This window comes from Microcoleus sp. Z1_A1, assembly GCF_036700305.1.
GTDB lineage: Bacteria > Cyanobacteriota > Cyanobacteriia > Cyanobacteriales > Microcoleaceae > Microcoleus.
Genome location: NZ_JAUBOR010000014.1, coordinates 103,031 through 125,446 on the forward strand (window position 1 = coordinate 103,031; position 22,416 = coordinate 125,446).

At 45.3% G+C, this 22,416-nt stretch carries 23 protein-coding genes and 1 pseudogene; 7 read left to right on the forward strand and 17 right to left on the reverse strand.

Translation table 11 applies throughout. The annotated features are described in order from the left end of the window. The 3 genes from QT973_RS12035 to QT973_RS12045 form a co-directional block, all read right to left on the reverse strand. The coding region (locus QT973_RS12035; RefSeq protein ID WP_333391381.1) for a hypothetical protein at positions 1–642 on the reverse strand (642 nt) is incomplete at its 3' end. Positions 643–1,064: 422 nt separating this feature from the next. Continuing rightward, on the reverse strand, positions 1,065–1,778 hold the full coding sequence (locus QT973_RS12040) for an alternative oxidase (protein ID WP_333391383.1): 714 nt from the start codon (positions 1,776–1,778) through the stop codon (positions 1,065–1,067). Between the two features lie 48 nt (positions 1,779–1,826). After that, on the reverse strand, positions 1,827–4,145 hold the full coding sequence (locus QT973_RS12045; protein ID WP_333391385.1) for a nitric-oxide reductase large subunit: 2,319 nt from the start codon (positions 4,143–4,145) through the stop codon (positions 1,827–1,829). A 179-nt stretch (positions 4,146–4,324) separates the two neighbouring features. Between QT973_RS12045 and QT973_RS12050 the strand changes: the two genes are divergently transcribed. Continuing rightward, positions 4,325–5,011 carry a Crp/Fnr family transcriptional regulator gene (locus tag QT973_RS12050; protein WP_333053541.1) on the forward strand — a complete coding sequence of 229 codons (687 nt, stop codon included), beginning with the start codon at positions 4,325–4,327 and terminating at the stop codon, positions 5,009–5,011. 104 nt (positions 5,012–5,115) lie between these two features. Beyond that, positions 5,116–5,259: pseudogene (locus QT973_RS12055) on the forward strand (ISAzo13 family transposase); the annotation flags it as partial. Positions 5,260–5,287: 28 nt separating this feature from the next. On the opposite strand, the gene QT973_RS12060 reads toward QT973_RS12055, so the two are convergent. The 9 genes from QT973_RS12060 to QT973_RS12100 all read right to left on the reverse strand — a co-directional run bounded on the left by QT973_RS12060 (position 5,288) and on the right by QT973_RS12100 (position 10,792). Then, a complete protein-coding gene (locus tag QT973_RS12060; protein WP_333053540.1) occupies positions 5,288–5,533 on the reverse strand; it encodes a DUF5615 family PIN-like protein in 246 nt (81 codons plus the stop codon). Beyond that, positions 5,530–5,760, reverse strand: a complete 231-nt coding sequence (locus tag QT973_RS12065; RefSeq protein ID WP_333053539.1) for a DUF433 domain-containing protein — start codon at positions 5,758–5,760, stop codon at positions 5,530–5,532. Before QT973_RS12065 ends, QT973_RS12060 begins: the two co-directional genes overlap by 4 nt. Positions 5,761–5,790: 30 nt before the next feature. Further along, entirely contained in the window at positions 5,791–6,183 is a 393-nt protein-coding gene (gene vapC / locus QT973_RS12070; protein ID WP_333053538.1) for a type II toxin-antitoxin system VapC family toxin, read from the reverse strand. A 7-nt stretch (positions 6,184–6,190) separates the two neighbouring features. Further along, a complete protein-coding gene (locus QT973_RS12075; RefSeq protein WP_333208949.1) occupies positions 6,191–6,391 on the reverse strand; it encodes a type II toxin-antitoxin system VapB family antitoxin in 201 nt (66 codons plus the stop codon). 43 nt (positions 6,392–6,434) lie between these two features. After that, the gene (locus tag QT973_RS12080; protein ID WP_333232573.1) at positions 6,435–6,821 is read right to left on the reverse strand and encodes a DUF6887 family protein; all 387 of its coding nucleotides are present in this window, start codon (positions 6,819–6,821) and stop codon (positions 6,435–6,437) included. Between the two features lie 53 nt (positions 6,822–6,874). After that, a complete protein-coding gene (locus QT973_RS12085; RefSeq protein ID WP_333053535.1) occupies positions 6,875–7,705 on the reverse strand; it encodes a TIGR02452 family protein in 831 nt (276 codons plus the stop codon). Positions 7,706–7,783: 78 nt separating this feature from the next. Next, positions 7,784–9,334 (reverse strand): ATP-binding protein, encoded by a 1,551-nt coding sequence (locus tag QT973_RS12090; protein WP_333391387.1) that lies wholly within the window; start codon positions 9,332–9,334, stop codon positions 7,784–7,786. Positions 9,335–9,644: 310 nt separating this feature from the next. Continuing rightward, positions 9,645–10,556: a GTPase Era gene (era, locus tag QT973_RS12095; protein WP_333246205.1), complete on the reverse strand. Its 912-nt coding sequence runs from the start codon at positions 10,554–10,556 to the stop codon at positions 9,645–9,647. Between the two features lie 68 nt (positions 10,557–10,624). Next, positions 10,625–10,792, reverse strand: coding sequence for a hypothetical protein (locus tag QT973_RS12100; RefSeq protein ID WP_333226368.1), 168 nt, complete (start codon positions 10,790–10,792; stop codon positions 10,625–10,627). 273 nt (positions 10,793–11,065) lie between these two features. Between QT973_RS12100 and QT973_RS12105 the strand changes: the two genes are divergently transcribed. Further along, positions 11,066–11,497 carry a hypothetical protein gene (locus QT973_RS12105; protein ID WP_333208954.1) on the forward strand — a complete coding sequence of 144 codons (432 nt, stop codon included), beginning with the start codon at positions 11,066–11,068 and terminating at the stop codon, positions 11,495–11,497. Positions 11,498–12,064: 567 nt separating this feature from the next. On the opposite strand, the gene QT973_RS12110 is transcribed toward QT973_RS12105, so the two are convergent. Next, positions 12,065–12,337 carry a hypothetical protein gene (locus QT973_RS12110; RefSeq protein WP_333053531.1) on the reverse strand — a complete coding sequence of 91 codons (273 nt, stop codon included), beginning with the start codon at positions 12,335–12,337 and terminating at the stop codon, positions 12,065–12,067. Positions 12,338–12,589: 252 nt separating this feature from the next. Here QT973_RS12110 and QT973_RS12115 point away from each other — a divergent pair, with 252 nt between their 5' ends. The 4 genes from QT973_RS12115 to QT973_RS12130 all read left to right on the forward strand — a co-directional run bounded on the left by QT973_RS12115 (position 12,590) and on the right by QT973_RS12130 (position 15,182). Beyond that, positions 12,590–13,147, forward strand: a complete 558-nt coding sequence (locus QT973_RS12115; protein WP_333208956.1) for an NUDIX hydrolase — start codon at positions 12,590–12,592, stop codon at positions 13,145–13,147. Between the two features lie 81 nt (positions 13,148–13,228). Further along, positions 13,229–13,984, forward strand: a complete 756-nt coding sequence (locus QT973_RS12120; RefSeq protein WP_333053529.1) for an ATP-binding cassette domain-containing protein — start codon at positions 13,229–13,231, stop codon at positions 13,982–13,984. Positions 13,985–14,036: 52 nt separating this feature from the next. After that, positions 14,037–14,498 carry a DUF29 domain-containing protein gene (locus tag QT973_RS12125; protein ID WP_333053528.1) on the forward strand — a complete coding sequence of 154 codons (462 nt, stop codon included), beginning with the start codon at positions 14,037–14,039 and terminating at the stop codon, positions 14,496–14,498. A 33-nt stretch (positions 14,499–14,531) separates the two neighbouring features. Continuing rightward, positions 14,532–15,182: an ABC transporter permease gene (locus QT973_RS12130; RefSeq protein ID WP_333391389.1), complete on the forward strand. Its 651-nt coding sequence runs from the start codon at positions 14,532–14,534 to the stop codon at positions 15,180–15,182. On the opposite strand, the gene QT973_RS12135 is transcribed toward QT973_RS12130, so the two are convergent. The 4 genes from QT973_RS12135 to QT973_RS12150 all read right to left on the reverse strand — a co-directional run. Further along, positions 15,169–15,804 carry a DUF1802 family protein gene (locus tag QT973_RS12135; RefSeq protein WP_333391391.1) on the reverse strand — a complete coding sequence of 212 codons (636 nt, stop codon included), beginning with the start codon at positions 15,802–15,804 and terminating at the stop codon, positions 15,169–15,171. The two genes, QT973_RS12130 and QT973_RS12135, sit on opposite strands and share 14 nt — an antisense overlap. Before the next feature lie 116 nt (positions 15,805–15,920). Then, positions 15,921–17,201 (reverse strand): glycosyltransferase family 4 protein, encoded by a 1,281-nt coding sequence (locus QT973_RS12140; RefSeq protein ID WP_333053633.1) that lies wholly within the window; start codon positions 17,199–17,201, stop codon positions 15,921–15,923. A gap of 222 nt (positions 17,202–17,423) precedes the next feature. Beyond that, entirely contained in the window at positions 17,424–18,152 is a 729-nt protein-coding gene (locus QT973_RS12145) for a class I SAM-dependent methyltransferase (protein WP_333053524.1), read from the reverse strand. 138 nt (positions 18,153–18,290) lie between these two features. Next, the coding region (locus tag QT973_RS12150; RefSeq protein WP_333391392.1) for a glycosyltransferase at positions 18,291–22,416 on the reverse strand (4,126 nt) is incomplete at its 5' end.

The window sequence follows — 22,416 nt, forward strand, 5'->3', positions numbered from 1 at the left end:
CTTCTTAGCTATGCTTAGAATTTCATCAACCTCCGCTGCATCTAAGTCATACTTCTTAGCTATGCTTAGAATTTCATTTTGGAGTAAAGCTTCTGCCTCCCTGAGTCGCTCCTCCTCTGCTTCCCTGCGTCGCTCCTCCTCTGCTTCCCTGCGTCGCTCCTCCTCTGCTTCCCTACGTCGCTCCTCCTCTGCTTCCCTGCGTTGCTCCTCCTCTGCCGCTCTAAGCTGACTCTCTAAGTTATCTCGCTCAACACTTAGTTCATGTCTGCGATTAACTCCAACCAACTCTCTCGTCACAAGGTCAAGCCAACTAGGTTTTGGAGAGTCTACATTTTTCCAGATACTCTCTACTTTTTGGATCAAACCACATAATTCCTGTGTGTAGCTTTGAGGGATATTGTCTGCGTTTAGCCAAAGCTTACTAACTTGTTCGCCTTTTTCGGTGGTTTCAATTTCATACCAGAAATTGAATGTTTCAAAAGCTTCGCGACTGTCCAATTTTTGGGCTAATTCAGGATGTTTTCTCCTGATTTTTTTAATATGGAAGAAAACTTTTCCATCAGGATTAAAAAAAGTATGACCGACAAACCCAAATCCTCTATCAGGATTGTAGCCTTTGATACTGCCGAAGTCTATTGTCATAAAGCTAATTCTATTCACTACTTATAGTTGTATCGCAGTTGTGGTACAATACTGAATATAGTCGAATAATACCGCAGCTTGATGATGTATGTCAACCCGTTATTACTCCCCATCGGAATCTTCTTTCCTTGATCGAGTTCGCTACACCATTCGACTCAAACACTTCAGCCGTCGCACTGAAACAAGCTATCTTTATTATATTTGAGATTAGACTCGATCGCGACCGATCGCATATTCCCTGAATTAATTGTACTAATTTAATATGGGATTTTTAACAGATTAGTTTAGAGAACAGATTTTAGTCCAAGACGATCGACGAATGGAAGAAAGTCCCGATCGCAAAATAAGAGAAAGCCGCGATCGCCCCTAGACACGGGGCGATACCAACGTTTTCATACCAGAGAACGACGGGTTCAAATCACCTATTTCGAGGGACTGAGTTCCACAGCATCGGTCTTTGCAGTTAACTCAACCTTTAGCGTAGAAGCTGCCTGCATCGCATGGGGACTGAGTAACGAGATTTGTGCAGTCGGCTGCTGACAAGCCACCATTGTTTTCACGTGTTCCATTTCATCATCCCGAATGGCCACAAACACATCATAGAGATTGTCGATTTTCGGACGACGGAATACATTAGCACTGCTTGTTTGAAACTCGTCAAACATATACAAATCGCCATCTCGATAGTATTGGAGAGCGACATCTGGTGCGGGCTGTTGCTTGAGAGCTTCAGCTTCGGCATTGAGGAACTTGTCGTAGCTGGCATAGGCGTGTCCCTCTACAAGTTCCATGAAGTTGTAGGCAGATTTGGACGACACCATGTAGACCAAAATGATAATCCAGTAGTAAATGAGTGCAGTGGCTCGTGCTAGAAGGCGATCGACCCAAAAGCTCGATCCTCCCAGTGATTCCATAATCAACAGATGATGTAGTTCATTCCACGACTCCGAAAAGTGGATTTTTAACCAATCAGCCTTCCGCCACCAGCCCAAGGTTTCATAGAGGTGAAGTACCGATAGATAAGAGAAATAAGGAACACGAGCCACGGTTTCTAGCACATAAAACCGAGGATAAGGGCGATCGGCATAGACGACATTGATCACAAAAACGAGAATACCAACTAAGAGACGAATCATTGACTGAATCCTCAATAAATACGAAAGATAATTTGAACAATTGAGCAACTAATGACTGACGACCGGAATCTCAGCCGCAATGGTTTCGAGGGGTTGGGCTTGAGTAGGCTGTTGGAAAATAGCCACGATCGCTTTAATCACGCAAAAGACGAGGATCAATGCACCAACCGAGAAGACGATATCCCCAGGGATGCGTAGCCAAACTGTCCACTGCATCCAGGCAGAACCAATGACTTCGGCACTGCGAGCGTACCAAGTGCCATGATTAACGGATTGCACCAATTGATAAAAACCATTAGGAATCAGTCCTAAAACCATCATCATGCCTAGACCAACATTGATCCACCAGAAGGATAAATTGAAGTTTTTCTCATCCCAAGCGCGATCAGGAGTGATTTCACGCAAGGCAAAGAGCATCAGGGCGATCGCCAGGGAGCCATACACACCGAAGAGTGCAGAGTGAGCGTGAATTGGGGTTGTGTTTAGTCCTTGGGAATAATAGAGAACGATCGGTGGATTGATTAAGAAACCAAAGACACCTGCGCCAATTAAGTTCCAAAAAGCAGTGGCAATAAAGAATTTTAGTGGTACTCGATAAAATCCTTGCGCTTCTTGGGATAGCTTCATCGACTTCACCACTTCAAAGCCAATTAAGGTCAAGGGAACGACTTCTAAGGCTGAAGCAACGGAACCCATCGACGTAATGAATACAGGTGTTCCTGCAAAGTAGAGATGGTGTAACGTGCCGATTACGCCACTACCGAGATAGAGAATTGTCGTCATGTAGGTGGCTCTCAGGGCTGATGAGCGCTTTAGAAAGCCCAATTCGCTACATAGATAGGCGATCGCTACCGTCGCAAATACCTCAAAGAAACCTTCTACCCAAAGATGCACAACCCACCAACGCCAATATTCAGCAATGCTCAAATGGGTGTGATTGTTGTACATCAACCCTGACGCATAGAACAGGGGAATCGTAATCGCACTGTAGAGAAAGAAGTGATTCAGTCCCGTTTTATCGCCTTCCGCCTTGAGTGCAGGCTTGAGGGCGCGGTACATCAGCCAGAGCCAAAACACCATGCCACCAATCAGCAATAATTGCCAGAGGCGACCAAGTTCTACATATTCATAGCCCTGATGTCCAAACCAGAAACTATTGTCACCGCCGATAATGCCTTGGACACTAGCCCAAGATCCGATTAAGGAACCAACAACAACGACAGTCAAAGCCACTAACAAACCGCCATTGCCCCAAGCTTGCAACTTCGGCTCATGTTTACCAAACCTTGGCGCGAAATATAGCCCTGCGGCGAGCCAACAGGTGGCAATCCAAAATACTGCTAGCTGTAAATGCCAAGTCCGCGAGGCGGCATAGGGTAAATATTGCTGAAGTGGCACACCATAGAAGCCGTCGCCTTCTACAGCGTAATGGGCTGTGACCATTCCCATCAACATTTGCACCAAAAACAAAGTCATAGCAACCCCAAAGAAGAGGGTAGTGACTTTTTGGCTCGGTGTGGCAATCCGAATCAGGGGGCGATGGGCGACAGCGATTACTTCTTCGCTATCTTCTTGGGTGATGTAAACAAACAGAAATATACCGATCGCCGCAATCAGCACAATCACCGACACAATTGACCAGATCAAGAATTGAGCCGGAGCCTGATTGCCAATCAAGTCATCGTGGGGAAAGTTGGCGGTATAGGAAAATGGTGCATTCGGGCGATCGGCAGATGCTGCCCAAGCCGTCCAACTAAAGAAAGCGGTGACATTGCGGATTTGCGTGTCGTCAGTAAACCAACCGCTAGGAATGGAATGAATCTTGGAGCCTTGGGATAGCAAAGTTTTATAGCTATCAAAAACCTTGGTTAGTCCCTGAGTTTGAGCCGCAGTTAGGGTTAAAGCGCCTGTCTCTGACTCATAACGATTGGTTTTAAATTCTTGCTGTACCTGCGCTTGGAGGGTAGCGCGATCGACTTCTGATAGTGCCTGTAAATCTGCTTCACTAAAATCAGGATTGCCATTATGCAAAATTCCTGCCGTTGCTAAGCCCCAACGGTGTAAAACATCGGCAGTCCAGTCGGGTGCTAAATAACTGCCATGCCCCCAAATACTACCAATATGTTGTCCACCGCGACCCAGATAGGCTACTTGCCCAGCTTCAATATTCGCTTGAGTTAGAATGATTTCCTGTTGCGGCGACACCACAGTAGCGGGAATCGGTGGTGCATTTTTGTAAATCGCCGATCCTGCAAAGATCAGCACTGAAAAAGTGACGATGCAAATTAGCACCAGCCAAGCGGGTAGGCTAATTTGACGGGGACGAGCGCGGGCTGTCACCACTTTGTCAAAGGTTGGGTTTGCCATAAAGCCATAAATTCGGTTTTAAAGTACCTATCGACATAGCATAGGAGAATAGAACCTAATAATGCTTTGACTTAAGTCAAAAACAACCTTAAAAAATGCTCAAGTACGTTTATCTTGTCTAGCTCGGCGCTTTGTTCCAACCATCCTCACTACCCTAAACGATGTTAAATAGAGTCGATTTGAGCAACTGGTTACAAAACATTCTAATTTTTCAAGGATTATCGGCAGAGCAACTGATTCCTTTAGCTCAGATCGCTCAACTGCAAACCTTTGGAAAAGATGAGACAATTTTCCATCAGGGCAGTGATGCAACTGGGTTTTTCATTGTCCAAGCTGGTCGTGTCAAGGTATTTAAGACTGCATCCAATGGGAAAGAACACATTTTACATTTATTAAAAAGAGGCGATTACTTTGCCGAAGTTGCCACCTTTGATGGCAAAGCTTTTCCAGCTTCGGCGATCGCATTGGAATCCACAGAATTAATCTTCTTCCCTCGGTTAGCTTTTCTGGATTTACTTCATCAATATCCTGCGCTCGCCATCAATATGCTGACAAGTTTGGCAACCCGTTCGCGTAAATTGGCACAGATGGTGGAAGATCTGTCGTTTAAAGAAGTGCCACAAAGATTAGCGGCTTATTTATTAGATTTGAGCGGTCGCGCTAATGGAGATCAAGTTATTAATCTAGATGTTACTAAAACTCAACTAGCTGCTATTTTAGGGACGATTTCTGCTACCCTTTCTAGGGCATTCTCGCATCTCCACGATAAAGGATTAATTACGATCAATGGTTCTCAGATTGAGTTATTGGATCGCGATCGGCTACAAGCGTTGAGTCAGAATGTAGAGTTGGGCGATCGCTTTTAGATCATGACTTTTGGAGTTTAGGTCACTGAAAAGTGATTCCACATGGGATTTATGATTTTCAACAAAACATAGGATATATAACATTATGAAACAGTAAAGATGCCAGTGAATTCGCGTGTGAGGCTTTAAAAGATTGGTGGAATAATCATGGAAAAACTACCTACCCTAACGCTAATTCGATTCGGTGTATTATGATAAAGCAAGCAGCGATAAATTCTCGTCTTCATAAAATAATTCGATCGCGTTAAAATTCCGACGTAGCAAATTTTCAATTTGCTAGGTCGAACAGTTTCCAAGGCGAAGCCAAATAACTTTCGGTGGATTCCCAAATACTAAGCTCAGGTCGTGCATATCCGCGTCTTTCGAGACAATCATCAAATTATTATCTTTTGCATAATCCCAAACTATTGGGTCGATCGTTGCTTTCATTCCCACATCTCGAACGTGAAGCGAATTTGGGAAAATATCGCTCAAACGATTCGGCAACTTGGGCGACAATTTTTCATCAAAAAGTAATTTCATGCGGATAATGGATCGGTCATAAACCGACGCTCGCGGTCAGCAGCATAAGCAATGCAGGCTTTTAAATCTTCTCGCGTCAAATCGGGAAAATCGTCAAGAATTTCTGCTTCAGTCATCTCGGAAGCCAGGTACTCAAGCACTTCATAAACCGTAATTCGCAAGCCGCGTACACAAGGCTTACCACCGCGTTTGTTTGCTTCGATCGTGATGTGGTTTCGGTAGTTCATAGTTTGATATGGGATTTTTAGCAGACCAGTTTAGAGAGCAGATTTCAGTCCAAGACGATCGACGAATGGAAGAAAGTCCCGATCGGCAAATAAGAGTTCGTGATTGTTTTCGATGCAGAAGGTGGCGATAATGACATCAATCGTTTTGCGAACTGTGATGCCTTGCTTTCTGAGGGTGCGAAAATTGTCAGCACTTTTGATGGCGAGGTCGGCTTCGAGGAAATTGAAGACGGTGAGATTGGTGAGGAGATGCTTGGCCCTGTTGTAGTCGGAGTCTTGGTGAAACCCTTGGAGGACTTCGGTGAGGATAAGGTTGCCGATCGCGATCGGTTGGGTGGTGAGGAGTTGGTCAAGGAGATCGGTTTGTGGGGTGGATTGTCCGTTAAAGTAGTCAATCCAGACGCTGGAATCAACAATAATCATGGGCTTACTATTGTTCCGTATCCGTTCTCATGCGATCGAGGTCGCCGTCCCAGGCGAGTTTACCCCGTAGCGCACGTAGGTTCTCTTGGTTTTTCATTTGGATCAGCAGGTTCAGGGCCAATTCGATGACTTCTTGTTGTGCAGTCAGTCCGGTGACTTGGAGCGCATTGGTGATGAGGGAGCTATCGATTTCGATCGTGCTTTTCATAGGTGCTTTTGGGGTGAGTTTTATCGATCGCGCTTTCATCCGATTATAAGCGATCGCCCATCGGCAGCGATCGACATCTAGCGTATCTATTTATTCTACCAATTTTCTGTAGGTCAATCTCTCGATCGAGATTCCGAATCATCTCCAAGGTCAGGCAGTGTTTACGAGATAACGGCAAAACGCTGCGGCGGCAAGTAACACCGAAACGAAGCGAAAAGACTCTATTCCGCTCCACTGTGTTGTTAGCTGGCTGGCTACTACGCGATGCTTCTAATTTCTGCCGAATTGCTGCCTGAATCTTTGCGTCAAAATCGGGATCCATCGGGCTTCCAATGATTGATTTCGGACGCTGACTGAACCTGTCTAAATATGCCTGACAAGCAGCTCGATCGGGCGCGATTTTCCAGAAAGTACCGTCTCTATTCGGCATCGCTCATAGCCTCAAAATTCACTTGGCTCATCAGAATACCTCCCCATTCGGTACTATTTCAAAAATCTATTTTTAAACGCCTTCAATGTATCCTTACTCTTAGCCGAATCGTATATACCAAAAACTACACGATCGAAACATCCATGAAATCGCGGACTCTCAAGCCACTGACCAAAAGCATCTGCTACCATACTGGCATCGTTGCAAAACACACCACAGCCCCATGCACCGAGTAACAACGATCGATGTCCATTATCTTGCGCCACCGCAAGTACATATCCAGCACGTCGCCGTAATGCTTTTTCAATATCGGGAATTGCATTGGGATCGCGACGCAATACTTGACCTGCATTTGGTGCGGGCGCAGTAATAACAGATGCTAAAAAATAATCATCGAGCAATTCACGACTGCGGATTCTAAACCAAGGAACTTTTGGAGAATAAATCAGATAATCGGTGTAAAGAAGAGAATCTTGCGATCGGTTTGCTTGATAATACTCGGGCTGTGTCAATTGACAGGGATATAACCCGGAACAGCGAGCCAAATCTTCTTCTTGTGCTTTTGCACCATTAATAAATCCGCCGCCAGGATTTCGAGCGGAGGCATAGTTTAGGAGCGCGAGATCGTGGCAACCTTCACCTTTTACCAAACGGTAGGCGGCTGCTTGAGAGGTCTCATCGGTAACTTCCACCAAAAGGCTCTGTTTCGCATCACATTGCGTATTTTGCAATAAATTTTCAACTTCTTCTGGTCGATACAATTTAGTATTTTTCTCTGCCAGCTTCTGCTCGGTAGCGAAATTAATAACACGATCGTGCCTTGAAATGAACTCGCCTTTTTCTAGAATCTGCAATGTTTCCTTGGCTATACCTTTTAACGACATACGCTCCTCCTTGGTGGTGCATAAAACTTCTTCGAGACTCAGAATGGACAACCCGAACAGACATTCATCGAAACTTCTTCACGCACGAATAACTGTAACAGTTCGCCCCATTGGTGTCAGATGAATTTCAGTATTCAATCGTTCTTCTAATTCGAGCGCATTCTCGCGTCGATCGAATATCACCAACCACCCTTCATCTTGTCCCAATCGAGCCAAATATCCATCTAACTGTTCCAACCCTTTACTCAACGGATCGACTTTCCGAGTTCGCCAAACCTTCAGTTCAATTCCCAATGTTACGTCACCATAACGCAAACATAAATCCATTCTGTCGCGTCCGATCGCATATTCCCGCTCCAACGTTCCCCCACCATTAATCACCCGATGCAGAAACGCCATCAACACTAAATGCGGTGCAATTTCGGGATAAGATGCACTTTTGAGTAACGGTTCGCCATGTTGTAGCCAAAATTCCAGAAAAGTTTTGAGTAACGCTTGCGTGTCTAATTTGCCTTCATGAGTCAACCAACTCGGTGCAATTTGGGGCAGAGAAGCCATTGGCGTTACGGTGAGCACGCGGGGCAAAACTTCCCGATAAATTGGGTTAGCGATCGTCAATCCACCCTGAACATCCATCTTACACAAACCCAAATCGATTAAAAACTGAATATCATCATTGGGGATATTGCCCAGTTCCAAACCCGCCAACATCGGCTCGATAATGGCTTTGACTCGGTTTTCTCTGAGTCGTTCTGCCAAGCTATCCAAATGCGTATCTTGCCGTTTTATTAAAATTTCTTTAGCTGATAAAATATGTTCTGGTGTAATTTCTATAGATTCATCCGTTACTAATTCTTCTACAATTTCCTTAGCTAAAGCATTCACTAACCAAGGTTGTCCCTGAGTCAGTTCAAAAGCTAAGGCTACGGCTTCAGGTGTAAAAACTTGTCCGGTATCTTGGGTATGTTGCGCGTAGAGTTCCGCGACTTCTGAGGCATTAAAATCTCTGAGAGTAATCGATCGCACTTTAATATTAAACGGACTCGATGTATGGAGTCGATCGCTTCCCCCCGCAGCCACTTTGTAATCGCGAACATCCCGCAAACCAATTAAACCCACCGATTGCGGAAACGCTTTCGGGCGATTGGGATAACCATCGCGTAATTGGCGCAGAATAGAAATCAAAGCTTGGTCTTGTAGTGCGTCAATTTCATCGATGAAAATCACCAAAGGACGAGGAGAAGATTGTGCCCACAGGCTGAGTACATGGCCGATTTGCTGTCCCGGTTCCGACGAGGGCCAAGCAGGCGGCTGCAATTCTGGGGGAAGTCGAATCGAAATCGCCCGTCGCCAAGCCCCCAAAATAGCCTCTTCTGCACCCGCGATGTCTTGACTGAAGGGTGCGCCCACTTCAACTGACAGCATCACGGCGGTGTATTGTCCGCTTTCGGTGAGTTGTTTGGCTAACGCCAGCATAGCGGTGGTTTTCCCCACTTGCCGGGGTGCATGGATGACGAAATAGTTGCGTTGAGCGATTAACCTTTCTAAGCTGGGTAAGCGTACCGTGGGCGACAATGCGTAATGAATGTCTTCTTGGCATGGGCCAGCAGTATTGAACCAACGTGGCATAGGTCAACTGGGGCGAATGGGGCTGCTCTCAGTTTACTGTACTGTTATTGGAATGGCGTTCTAGTTGTTAAGCGGGGGTTTGTACAGACTCTCGGTACCCTATGAAACTCTCTATGAGCGAAATTCGTGCTCGATTCTTGATTCAAAAGACCTCTTGCAAAAATAATTAGGACGGGCTCTCCGGCCCATCCCACAAGATTTATTTTTTCTTGTGGGATGGGCCGGAGAGCCCGTCCCATCAATAGATGAAAAGGATTTTTTGCAAGAGGTCTAAAGAACCGAAGAAATCCAACTGCCAACTGCCAAAGTTTCACTCTTCCACGCGATAGCCCAATTCCGCCAAACGGGTGCGGGACTGCCGCCACTTCGGCTGCACCTTGACAAATAACTCCAAATATACTTTGCCTTCAATTAACTTTTGAATCTGTTCTCGCGCCGCACTGCCGATCGACTTGAGCATACTGCCGCTTTTACCGATTAAAATGCCTTTTTGGGAATCCCGTTCCACGTGAATTGTCGCCAGAATGCGCGTAATTTTTGCTTCTTCTTGAACAATGTCGATCGCAATTGCTACCGAATGCGGCACTTCTTCCCGCGTCAGCAGCAAAATCTGTTCCCGAATCAATTCGCCCATAATAAAGCGTTCCGGCTGGTCAGTCACCAAATCGGGCGGATAATAATAAGGCCCAACCTCCAAATGTTCGATTAACAATTGTTGCAGCGACTCGACACCCTCGCCCGTGAGAGCGGAAAATTTCACTACAGGCCACTCAGGATTGACAATTTGCTCGTAAGTTCGATCGATCAACACGGAATCCTCCGGTTGTTCGTCCAACTTATTCATCCCAAAAATCACCGGAACTTTGCAATTGCTGAGAATTTCGATAATATATCGATCGCCCCCTCCCGATTCCACCGAACCATCCACCACAAATAGCACGACATCCACCGACTGAATCGCTGTGCGGGCATTCTGCACCAAAACCTTGCCCAATTCGTGATGTGGCTTGTGAATTCCGGGAGTATCTACAAAAATAATTTGTGCTTCCGGTGTCGTTAGGATGCCCCGCAGCCTGTTACGCGTCGTCTGAGACACCGGCGAAGTAATCGCAATTTTCTGCCCCACCAACTGATTCATCAGCGTTGATTTTCCGACATTCGGGCGTCCGACAATACCCACAAAGCCGGATTTGTAACCCGCCGGAGCCGCGGGAACACCCATAATGCCCGATACGTCGATAAATTTACTATCTTCCACTAAAATCACCTATTTTCAAGCCCCTTCTCTGTCTATTGTCGCCTGAAAATACTCAAACGCCCATCGATGCACTGTAGCATCTTTCTCGCCCTGGTATAGCGCGCCACACTCAAACCTCGATCGAGCCACAAACCAGTGTTAAAACAGGATACGCGATCGGCAAAACTTGATATCTGAGACAAAATTTGATAAAGTTCCAATGACATCGCTCAAAAATGAATCATTCTGGTAAAACCGACTCCCCAATGCTGTAACAACTTCAGATGTGTAAATATCTAACTCAACTGAAACTTTTCTACAGTTGGTCAGGCCAACCAGTTTTAACATTTTTGAGAATGTTTGGTAATAAATTAGGTAAGTTGAACTCAAACTCAAAAGCTCAATATCATCAGGCGCTTTCTCAATAAAAGCTAGTGTATTTTGAGCATACCTAAATTAGTGCTAATCGTCATAAAGTTGAGGAGATGAATCGAATGAAATCGAAATTATTTTGGAGTGTCTGCACCGTTTTGGTAGCAAGCTTGCCTGTTCCCGCCTTAGCTCAAACAAGCCCTCCCACCAGCCCTCAAGCAGGTATTGACTACAAGGGTGGATCGAAGAAATACCAGTTAGTACCGGGCAGAATCCAGGACAGAACCTTGCCCAGAGCCTTTGATTTTCCAATTATTACCAATGTTGGTACTGACACTAGCATCACCTCGGATTTCCTAATTACCGATCAGTTTCGCGCCCCAGCGGGTCGTACAGAATACACCGGAGCTCTCACCGCCTGGGCAGCATCAATCAGAGAATGTCTGGCAAAACAACCACTCTTGATTCGAGCCAGCACCAAGAACCCGATTCAGATTAATGGTAGAGTAGGCACGATTGTCAGAAACGCAAATAACCGTGCAGTTTGCAAATAAGCCAGCAATATCACAGGGGCTAAATTGACCGTAATTGCTGTAAGGGCGGGTTCACCAATATCTCCCATGCAAGCATCGATACAGTAAACCCGTCACCGCAGCGATATTGGGGTCAATCGAAGCCAGTTGATATAACTTCCGCTATCTAAAGATAAAAACTAGAGAGTGTTTTTGAACAAAAAGAGCAATAGAAAACCTATTGCTCTTTTTGTTGGCGAAATTTCTATTAATATCTATTAGGACTTATATCATGTCTGGTCAATTAACCATGATTCCTGTAGGGGCGGGTTCGCCAAGATATTGAATAGAAACGGGAAAATCTGTAAACCCGCCCCGGCCTTTAATCGCAGTCAATCTATGGGACATGATATTATATGATATCGGCTGAAACGACATCATATAAGAGGTTTGTAGTGAGGAATGCAAGTCCTTATCAAAGTTTAAGGACTTGCATTCCTCACTGCAAACGACATTATTACGCAGAAACCAGCTTGTTTCCCAAAAATCCCGTTGAACCGGAGGGATATGGATTTTAACACCTGGTTTATCAAAGTTTGTCTGCGTAATTCACGATTTAGGAGCGCAAAATTCATGTGTACTCAGTAAAATTTCGCCATAATCAGGAATCCAAGCTAGCCACTGTTCTTCCGAAGATTCACACAACAGCCACGCTTCGTCAAAGCTGAATGCGGTTGGCGGGTTGAACAATTTAACCCACATAGAAGGAGTCAATTTTGGTGCAGGTACGGCGCAGCCAAATCTTTCCCAGTCGCGGACATTGGCGAAGCTTCCGGGCGTTGGTTGGGATTGCCAAGTACGAATATCTGTTTGCAGTTTCATCACAACTCCTTTTGGGCTAAGACTCTGAACCAGGTCGGGGTTGCAACAACCCAGAGCGACGGCGCAGATAAACTTTGATTATGTAGTCTATGTTACCGAATTATCTAGGCGAATGTGTAGGGTTGTAGCAAAAATTTACAATCGAGAGGAAAAAACGGGTTCAAAGCTGAAAAGGTCGATCGGCTATTGTTGCGCTCGGCAACGATCGCCTACCATAGCAAACAACATCTGATTTATTCCAAAAATTCCCACATGAACCAAACTGCAAAATCCCAGTGGAAAACTCTAGATCGCTTTGTAGAGATCAACTCTCATTGGGTAAAACTAATCGCCGAACATCTCGAAACAACCGAAGGAAAAACAGTAGAATATTGGCGAGTAGAAAGAGCAGATTCAGTTGTAATCTTGACAATTCAAGCTGACAAATTGCTGTTTCCCCCACCGATGTATCGCCCCGGCGTGGCAGAAGCAACCCTCGATTTTCCCGGCGGTCGCGTACCAGCCGAAGCCACGCCAGCAGCAGCCGTTCCAGCTATAATCAAGAAAGAACTAGGCGTGGCAGAAAGTGCGATCGCCCGCCTCGAACCGATTAACAATATCGGCTGGGCGATAAACAGCTCATTCTCCAATCAAAAACTCTACGGTTTTGTTGCAGAATTGCACCCGACAGCAACAGTAAACCCCGAATTTATCGGTGCTGAATATCCTGTCACCCCAGACGGAATTCGCGACTTGCTCAAAAAATTAACTTGCCTCCAATGTCGAGCCTTACTGCTAGAATGGCAAAACCAAGACAATTTTAGATTTTAGATTTTAGATTTTAGATTTTGGATTGTCCCGCGACGCTAGCCAATTGACGATTTATTAAAACCAAAATCACCGGAACTAATCATGCCTCTCAATAATGAAGTTGCTGTCGAATGCCTCGACGTGACATATCGCCTCAACCGCAGGCATTTAGTAGACAAACTCAATTTCAAAGTGCTGCAAGGAGAAGTTTTAGTATTGCTGGGACGCAGCGGGAGTGGCAAAACTACTACCATGAAATTGATTAACAATTTACTAACGCCAAGCAGCGGCGAAGTTCTTGTCATGGGAAAACCGACAACTCAATGGAACCCAATTCAACTGCGCCGAAAAATTGGTTATGTCATTCAAGAAATTGGTTTGTTTCCCCATTTTACCGTCGAGCAAAACGTCGGTTTAGTGCCAAGATTAGAAGGTTGGGAGGGCGATCGTATTCAATCTCGCGTCCGCCAACTGTTAGAATTAGTCAACCTCGACCCCCAGCACTTCGCCAAACGCTATCCGCATCAGTTATCCGGCGGACAGCGGCAGCGGGTAGGCGTCGCCAGAGCACTGGCCGCTGACCCTCCGATATTGTTAATGGACGAACCGTTTGGTGCTTTAGACCCGATTACTCGTCTGGAATTGCAGCGGGAATTCGGTCAATTACAGCAGCAACTTGGCAAAACTGTGATTTTTGTGACTCACGGCATTCAAGAAGCTTTTTTGTTAGCTTCTAGAATTGGTTTGATGCAAGATGGACGGTTGATTGAATTGGCAACACCCGCTGATTTTATGAAATCTCAGCATCCAGAAGCTGGGGCATTTCTTGAATGTTTGCAAGTAGCTAAATTTGAATAATTTAGCAAAAATTTGATAATATAGTTTTAGTAACTAAGCTGATAATCAAACGATGCACAGTCTTTACGAGACAGACTTCTATGCTTGGACGCAAGAACAAGCCAAGTTACTTCGCAAGTGTCAGTGGAGTCAACTTGACTTGCCAAATTTAATTGAGGAGATTGAATCTTTGGGCAAACAGGAACGTCAAGAACTTAGAAATCGTTTGAGCATTTTGCTGGGACATTTGCTGAAGTGGCAATATCAGCCCCAGCAGCGGAGTCGTAGCTGGTTGTCTACAATTCGAGTGCAGCGGCGGGACACTCAGAGACTGATACAAGATAACCCAAGTCTGAAACCTTACTTGCAAGAAGCTTTCCAAGAAGCTTATCAAAACGGTAGAGATTTGGCAGTAGGAGAAACCGATTTGCCTCTCAAAACATTTCCTCAAAATTGCCTTTACAGCTTAGAGGAAATTTTGGACTCTCGCTTCTATCCTGGTGAACCAAGTCCTGAAATAGAAAATGATTTATAAGGTTGACAGCAATCAGCAAGAACCAATTACCTAATGATAATTTTTATCAACCGCTATGGCGCTGAGATAATTCAGCGCGCCAGTGAACACTTATATTTAGTAACTGTTGCAATTTTTATCGCTATTATTGTGGGGATGCCCCTGGGAATTTTAGCCACGAGAAAACCTAAATTGAAAAAGCCAATTTTGGGATTTGCTAATATTATGCAAACAATTCCCAGTTTAGCTTTGTTTGGCTTGCTAATCCCGGTGCCGGTAGTGGGTGGAATAGGCGATCGCACGGCAATTATCGCCCTCACTCTGTATTCTTTACTGCCTATTATCCGCAATACTTATACTGGGATTGTCGGCGTCGATCCAGCGATTACGGAAGCGGGAAGAGGCATGGGGATGACTGATATGCAACTGTTATGGCAAGTGGAAATTCCCCTGGCGCTGGGCGTGATTCTGGCGGGGGTGCGAGTTGCTGCGGTAATTGCGATCGGACTCGCTACAATCGCCGCTGCAATTGGTGCCGGCGGCTTGGGGGTGTTTATTTTCCGGGGCGTTGCTACCGTCAACAATCAGTTACTTTTGGCTGGGGCAATTCCGGCCGCTTTAATGGCATTAGTTGCGGATTTTGGGCTGGGTTGGGTAGAAGCGCGCCTCTCGAAAAGTACATTAAAAACTCTTAATGAGGACTAAAATCCTGGCTACCTTCCGTCAGCGTTGTCACTCTCTGCGAACCAGAAGCATTCGCAGGATTTGCTATCAGATTGCGGATTTCATTTGAGCGTTCAATGTACTCTCGATCGCTCAAAACAGCTTGGCTTCCCTCCAGGGAAATAGCATCGGCCAAATCGATCCAAGAACGGCAACCGCCGTATTCAGGAATGTAGGGAATTTCGCGGCTTTCTGCAAGGCGATAAGCCCGCAGCAATAAAATATAAATTGGCTGAGTTTGTTTCCATTTCAGGCGATCGCTTACAAATTTTTCATTCCAAATATGGTACGGAAATAGCGCAGTAATTGCCGGTTCCCAAGCTACCAAAAAAACATCAGTAATCTCCGCCCAACTGCCAATTCTAATAACTTCAGGATGCCAACCAGATTCAACTTTCTGGACTTGATGTGCAAACTCCGGCTTTAATAAATCCGGCTGTTGGTGTTCAAAAGTTGGATACAGCAAAACCTGTTTTTCAGTGACATTGAACTGTCCTGCTTGCTCGCGAATTCCCCCCTTCCGCAACAGCACAATGGTTTGACCTTGTTCCAAAGCATTAACTGCTACATTCCATTCTTTCAGCGCCCTAGTAGTTGATTTCATGGGAATTTATTTGGGTTTTAACAATAGTAACAAAAATGGTTACTTTCAAGCAAGTACAGCCATTTCTTCCTGTTAAAATTGGCGTAGTCCTGACTATGCAGGACTACCCTTTATTGCTAAATTCTCACTGCAAAAGATGCTGCTAATTCCCGTTCTGGTTCCATACCAACTGTAGGCGGCATGGAACGATTTGCTACTTGCTCGATCAGTTGTAAATGTTGCGGCAGCATTTTAGCTAAACTGTAGCGTTCTAGGGCGGTTTGACGGGCTTTGATGCGAATGTCTGCCATGCGGGTAGGATGGTCTAAAACTTCATCAATACGATCGGCTACTTGTTTCGGTGAGAAGTAATCGACTAGCAAACCGTTTTCTCCGTCGCGGATAACTTCTCTGACTGGCCCTGTGTCGGAACCGATTACTAAACATCCGGTTGATAGAGATTCAATCATCGACCAAGATAGCACAAAAGGTCTGGTCAAATAAACGTGTACGTCGGATGCTTGAATTACTTTTAAATACAGTCCGTAAGGTAGGGGCCCGACAAAGTGAACTCGCGACAAATCGAGCGGCACTTTTTTGAGCATATAGTCTTTGTAAGACTCGCCGTTGGGTAAAGAACGACCGTAACAAACTCTTTCTGAACCAACGATTACTACGTGACAGTTGGGGCGGCGTTCTTGTACATAGGCGATCGACTCAATGAATTCGGGAAAGCCCCGGTAAGGTTCCATTCCCCGTGAGACGTAGGTGACAATTTCATCAACGCCAGACAAGTCTAAGTTAGGCAAAACCAGTTTAGCACCGGGATCTGGTTTGAAGTAATCGGTATCTACGCCGTCGTGGAGTGTGGATAATTTTTGTTGTAATTCTGGGGGAAATTGCGATCGCTGCCAATAAGTGGGTGATAAACCCCAATCGCAAGAGTATAAATCGATCAAAATCGGCGCATTTTTGATTCTAATTCTGGCCATATCGTCAACTGTTAAAGGTTCCGCTGGGTCGAAATCTGCGTCGGAACCAATAGCATGATAAAACCACTCGAAATAGCACAAAAGCGGCGTATTTGGAAAAGCTTCTTTGACAAACAATGTCGGCCCCCAACCGGAATGTCCGCAGATAATATCAGGTACGAAACCGTCTGCTTTGAGTTGTTCTGCCATTCTAAATACGGCTTGTCCGTAGATGACGGCACTTTCTAAAGGGCGGACGTATTGGTGAGTCTGCGCGTGGGGTTCTCGGCTGGGGGTAAATGCTGCTTTGCGAACGCCGGGAATGTTCCACTCTGGGCGCTCGTTTTTAGTGCCGAAAACAATTTGATTTTTGGGATCTGCGCCTAATGCCGTGATAATGTGGCGGTATTGGGCGGGGAAGTTGGGATGGAGAAATAATGCTTTCATTGTCAGTTGTCTGTTGACTGTTGACTGTTGACTGTTGACTGTTGTCTGTTGTCTGTTGACTGATAACAATCTAAAATCTAAAATCGATTGACTGTTGACTGTTGACTGTTGACTGTTGACTGATAACAATCTAAAATCTAAAATCTAAAATCTAAAATCGATTGACTGTTGTCTGTTGTTAGTTGGAATAAAATATTTTGATTCGGCTAAAAAGCTTTGGTTTTATTCATGGGGGGTTGGCGCTTTGCAGATCCAGACGCAATCTCGCGGTACTGAAGATGTATTTTTCAGGATGATTTCATAGTTTAAATGATGGAGAAATTTTTCCATAATTGTATCAGTCATAACTGAAAATGCTGTGCCGTCTCTGTGCCCTAGCAAGTTTTTGTCCCACTCGCTGGCGAATTTTTGCCACCCTAATTCGCTAAAAATATTTGTGTGGTGAAACACGCAAATTCGATCGCCCCGCAGCAGTTTGGGAATTCGAGTCAGGTAGTTGAATATATCTACCGGCTCTACGTGTACCATTGTATCGTAACAAAAGCAGACATCCGCTGAACCTGGGGCGATGCCGTCTAATGTTAAACCGTCGAGTTTGACGTAAGAAACGCGATCGCACCCCAAGCGCGATCGGGCTGCTTGCAGCATTTGACTGGAAATGTCGGCACAAATTAGTCGATCGCAGTATTTCAGCAACAGCGAACCAGTTTTTCCCCCGCCGATACCAATTTCTAAAACCGTATGTTCTTTTTTGATGTACGGTGCAATAAATTGCTGTTCTATCAGCGCTTCGTATTCGGCTAAGGAGTTGGCGGCACCGGCAGCTTTACCTATCCATTCGTCGCCAATATAGGCAAGTTCGGCATTAGTTTTTTGCCACTGTTGGGCGTAACTGTCCCAGGCCCTTTCATAATCTACTCTTGGGCGATCGGTCATTTTATCATCGTTCATTTTTGATTATTTTATAGTATTGATGGCTCAATTTTCAATATGTTCCGCAATTCTTGGCAAATTATATTAAATCCTGCCAAAAGTCTACGAGGTGAGTTACTGCCCTTCACTGGGGGGGACGCTGGCACTGTAAAATGACTAATGACGGCTGAAATATGCTTCGCAAAAAATCTCTGCATAAGCTTGAGTCATTTCCTCAAAAGTATTAAGTGAATCCAAGACATATTTAGCGTTGTCAGCTAACTGCTGTCGCAAAGATTTATCCTCCAATAAACTAATCAAAGCTGCAACTAATTCGTCCGGGCGATCGGGCGTATAAAACAAACCATTAATTCCAGGCCGCACTTGTTCTTTAATCCCAAAAACTGGCGATGTAACAATTGGCAAATCGCAAGCCATCGCCTCCAAAATCACTCTTGGAAAACTTTCGACGCGAGAAGTGCAAACAAAAATATCAGCCGCTTTGTAATATTTTACCGTCTCCCCAGTTTCCGGGACTACTGTCACCCTTTGCCGCAACTCTGCTGGCAATTCCCCCACTAAATCGGCTAATTTATTGCTGTAAATACTGGGGCGATCGCCCACAATAAAACACCTAATTTTATTGTGCCATTTATCAGGTAAAAGTGAAAGTGCCTTAACTAAATCCTGCTGTCCTTTGCGTTCGCATACCGTTCCCAGCAGCAAAATTACCACATCTTCCGCCGCAACACCTAAAGTTTTTCTAGCTAATTCAGAATTATCCAAATTTTCCAATTTGCTTAAATCTAAGCCGTTGTGAATCACCGTAAAATTGTGGTGGCTGTTGAGAGGCAAATACCTGTCCCGCGTGGCATCCGCCACAAAAATAACTTTGTAAGGAAAGCGAAAACACTCTAAAGCTCTCGCCGCAATCTCCGAACCAAACCTGTTAAAATAAGTTTGCCAAGGTTCGCTTTCGTGCACGTTCCACACCACAGGAATTCCGAGTTGTCGCGCCGCATCAACTACAAAAAAGTTTTCTAAAGTATTGGCATAAATTGCATCTACTTTTAAACTGGCAATTTCTGTGCTAAAACTGCGGATAGCTTCATCATAAGCATCGCGCTGATAGATGTGTTCGAGAGGATTGTCGCGCACAATTACTTCAATTCCCTGCTGTTCGTAAGCTTGACGCAGGGGCCCGTCTGTGGTGCAAAGTACGATCGGCTTAACCACACCCTCAGCCGCCAATTTCACCGCGATTTCGTACTGATGCAGGGGCGCCCCAGTAAAATCCAGCGAATTGCTGCACATCAAAACTTTGATAGGATGAATCAAATTCTCTGCTTCTGCTTCCAACCAACCAGAATCACTAAATTTGCGTTCTTCCTTATCGGTTACATCCGTTACATCCGTTACATCCCGTACATTGCTCGTTGCCGAACCTTCTTCCTTCATAAAAACCCGTCGAGGTTGAATATGAAAATACTCATCTTCTAAAGACAAATGAGGACTGTAAAAACTGTCATTTTTGCCCGCATACTTACGCCTAAAAGCCGCCACTTCTTGAGGATTGTCGGTAAAACCCCTAGAAGTTCCTTCTTTGTGCAACAACTCCGCATCGGGACAATATACGCACCGATAACCCCGTTCTAACAATCGGTATCCGTAATCTACATCATTGTAAGCAACAGCAAAATTCTCCTCATCAAAACCGCCCAATTCTAAGAACAATTGACGTGGAGTAATCGTGCAAGCGGCTGTTACCGCAGAGTAATTTCGCGTTACCATCGCTTGAGAAAGATAGCCTCGATTATTCTTGTCCATCAGCTTAAAAGCGTGACCCGCCAAACCGTGATGCAGCCCGTGAATTACGCCCGCGTGCTGAATTCTGCCGTCGGGATATAACAGCCGCGCGCCGACTGCACCCACAGCGGGAATTTGAGCGTATCCCACCATTTGACTCAGCCAGCGGGGGTTAATTACTTCAGTATCGTTGTTCAAAAACAACACATATTCGCTGTCAACTTGTTCGACAGCGCGGTTGTTAATTGCTGCAAAACTAAACTTGCCCCCAGGATTTTTTATATGCAAAACTTGGCAATTTAATTGCTTTAAATATTCCAGAGTTTTCGGATCGTCGCTTTCGTTGTCGATAACGGCAACTTGATAATTTTTGTATGTTGTAGTTTCTAGAGAATCCAGACATGATTTCAGCAATTGGAGCTGATTTTTAGTAGGAATAATTACCGTTACTGACGGGCCGTTATCCGGGAAATCCTGGGCAAATATGCCCAAATTTTCTTTAATAGCCCATGCGTGCTGAGCGACATTGCCGTTAATTTGGCGGCGGTTTAGTGCGTCTTGAATGGCTTTTTGACCTGCGGAAAAACTGGCGGGTTTCGCGGCTCCAGATATGGCTGTAGAACCGGGTGCGGTTCGCCAGTGATACAGCACTAGCGGCAGGTGGGCGACGTGGCGAGAAATTTCGGTGGCTCTCAAGGCAAAATCGTAATCTTGCGAGCCTTCAAAACCGATTCGCAAACCGCCTATTTCTTCAAAAATGTGTCTTCTGACGGCGCACAAATGACCGAGATACATATAGGAAAGCAGCAGTTCCGGCGACCATTCCGGTTTGAATTGCGGGGCGAATCGGCGGCCTTTAGTGTCGATTTTGTCGTCGTCGGAATAGAGAAAATCTGTGGCTGGATGGGCGGCAAAATATAAGGCGACTTCGCCTAATGCGTCGGGAGTTAGTTCGTCGTCGTTGTCTAAAAACAGGATGATGTCGCCTGTTGCGAGGGCGGCGGCGCTGTTGGTTGCTGCGCTGATGTTGCCGTTTTCTGTACGAAATGTGATGCGGATACGATCGTCCTTTTGACCCCAGCTTTTCAAAGATTCAGCAACAGTTAAATCGGTGCTGCAATCGTCGGCAATGCAGAGTTCCCAGTTTGGATAAACTTGATTGATTACGCTGTCGATCGCACTTTCGAGAAAATCTATCTGCGGGTTGTAAACTGGCATTACTACCGAAATTTTTGGCAGGGGCTCCCGGCAGGATTTTAACCGAGAAATCAAATAATCGCGGGCGTGCTCGTTCCACTGATTCACCTCCAGCCAAGCGTCATATCTATCAATAGGTTGAGGCACCACAAAACCCGCAGGTGGCAGTAATTCCCCCGGCGCAGTAAACTGTTTTTGCTGCCGATAAATCTTCCCCAACTGGCGGAGCACTTTCACAATTTCCCAGGGCAAGGGCACAATTCTCCCAAGACGCTGTTTTCTCTCCCTCGCCCGCTGCTGAATAGCGGCTGTAAACCTTGATAACTCCTCAAACTTATCTGCACTTCGCTGCCAGATATGGTAGCGCCGGACTGTCAATATTTTAGGCGCTTGAAAAGACAAAATTTCCCCGGTTTCTAACTCAGCTTGCAGAGAAACGTGCCATTCCCCTGGCGGCAAATCGACAAGGGCCTCAAAACCGCTTTCCGAACTGTTAACCCAGTCGGGGAACACTTCGCCGACATCTTTTCGCCGCAAACCGTAGGCGCATTCTACAGAAGTATCGCCACACAATAAGCTTAATTTAGCAATTTTGCGATCGTGGTGGCAGCACCAACCTGCAAACAAAATTTGACCCTGACGCTGTTCCCACACCACCGGTACATCTAACGATGCTTGAATCGTTGAAACTAACAACGGATAAGCTGCCAACAAATGCCATTTACCTCGCTCATCTTGCGCTTCCAGTAGCACTTCGTGCCGTCCCGCAGGCGCTTCCAATTCAATTGTAAAACCTGAGTTCTTCGCAGCCGGAATATTAGAGTGTGCTAGCGCTATATCACTTCTATCTAGGCCGTAAACCCCCGCGAAACTCTGGTCTTTAATTCGGGCGCGGACTGCTGTAGTCTCTCTTTTTTGGTTAAAAACCCAGCCCACAATTAGCAGCTTGGAATCACAAACTTGCCAAGTAGTTGGTCGATCTAAGGAAAAAATAAATTTAGGGAACAAGTCGCGGATTTGGCGCTGAACTTCCCACAACTTTTCTCTCAGTTGCCACCCTAGTGAAGACTTGATGATAGCAAGTTCTGCCCGAAACTTTTCATTTTCCAGGCGGGAGTGTTCTAATTTTTCCTGAGTATCCTTTAATCTTTCCTGATTTTGACTTTGTGCTGTTTCTAACTGAATTAACTCAGCTAACTTTTGCTGCAATATAAATTCAGTTTCTTCAAATTGTACCTGAGTTTGCCCTAAGTCTGCTTCTAATTCTAATACTTTTGCTAAAGCTGTTTGAAATTGCGAT

Bases quoted from the DNA above. Each gene is read 5' to 3' on its own strand.
- QT973_RS12040 (WP_333391383.1), bottom strand. From the start codon at position 1,778: ATGATTCGTCTCTTAGTTGGTATTCTCGTTTTTGTGATCAATGTCGTC.
- QT973_RS12045 (WP_333391385.1), bottom strand. From the start codon at position 4,145: ATGGCAAACCCAACCTTTGACAAAGTGGTGACAGCCCGCGCTCGTCCC.
- QT973_RS12060 (WP_333053540.1), bottom strand. From the start codon at position 5,533: ATGAAATTACTTTTTGATGAAAAATTGTCGCCCAAGTTGCCGAATCGT.
- QT973_RS12065 (WP_333053539.1), bottom strand. From the start codon at position 5,760: ATGAACTACCGAAACCACATCACGATCGAAGCAAACAAACGCGGTGGT.
- vapC (WP_333053538.1), bottom strand. From the start codon at position 6,183: ATGATTATTGTTGATTCCAGCGTCTGGATTGACTACTTTAACGGACAA.
- QT973_RS12075 (WP_333208949.1), bottom strand. From the start codon at position 6,391: ATGAAAAGCACGATCGAAATCGATAGCTCCCTCATCACCAATGCGCTC.
- QT973_RS12080 (WP_333232573.1), bottom strand. From the start codon at position 6,821: ATGCCGAATAGAGACGGTACTTTCTGGAAAATCGCGCCCGATCGAGCT.
- QT973_RS12085 (WP_333053535.1), bottom strand. From the start codon at position 7,705: ATGTCGTTAAAAGGTATAGCCAAGGAAACATTGCAGATTCTAGAAAAA.
- QT973_RS12090 (WP_333391387.1), bottom strand. From the start codon at position 9,334: ATGCCACGTTGGTTCAATACTGCTGGCCCATGCCAAGAAGACATTCAT.
- era (WP_333246205.1), bottom strand. From the start codon at position 10,556: ATGGGTGTTCCCGCGGCTCCGGCGGGTTACAAATCCGGCTTTGTGGGT.
- QT973_RS12105 (WP_333208954.1), top strand. From the start codon at position 11,066: ATGAAATCGAAATTATTTTGGAGTGTCTGCACCGTTTTGGTAGCAAGC.
- QT973_RS12110 (WP_333053531.1), bottom strand. From the start codon at position 12,337: ATGAAACTGCAAACAGATATTCGTACTTGGCAATCCCAACCAACGCCC.
- QT973_RS12115 (WP_333208956.1), top strand. From the start codon at position 12,590: ATGAACCAAACTGCAAAATCCCAGTGGAAAACTCTAGATCGCTTTGTA.
- QT973_RS12120 (WP_333053529.1), top strand. From the start codon at position 13,229: ATGCCTCTCAATAATGAAGTTGCTGTCGAATGCCTCGACGTGACATAT.
- QT973_RS12125 (WP_333053528.1), top strand. From the start codon at position 14,037: ATGCACAGTCTTTACGAGACAGACTTCTATGCTTGGACGCAAGAACAA.
- QT973_RS12130 (WP_333391389.1), top strand. From the start codon at position 14,532: ATGATAATTTTTATCAACCGCTATGGCGCTGAGATAATTCAGCGCGCC.
- QT973_RS12135 (WP_333391391.1), bottom strand. From the start codon at position 15,804: ATGAAATCAACTACTAGGGCGCTGAAAGAATGGAATGTAGCAGTTAAT.
- QT973_RS12140 (WP_333053633.1), bottom strand. From the start codon at position 17,201: ATGAAAGCATTATTTCTCCATCCCAACTTCCCCGCCCAATACCGCCAC.
- QT973_RS12145 (WP_333053524.1), bottom strand. From the start codon at position 18,152: ATGAACGATGATAAAATGACCGATCGCCCAAGAGTAGATTATGAAAGG.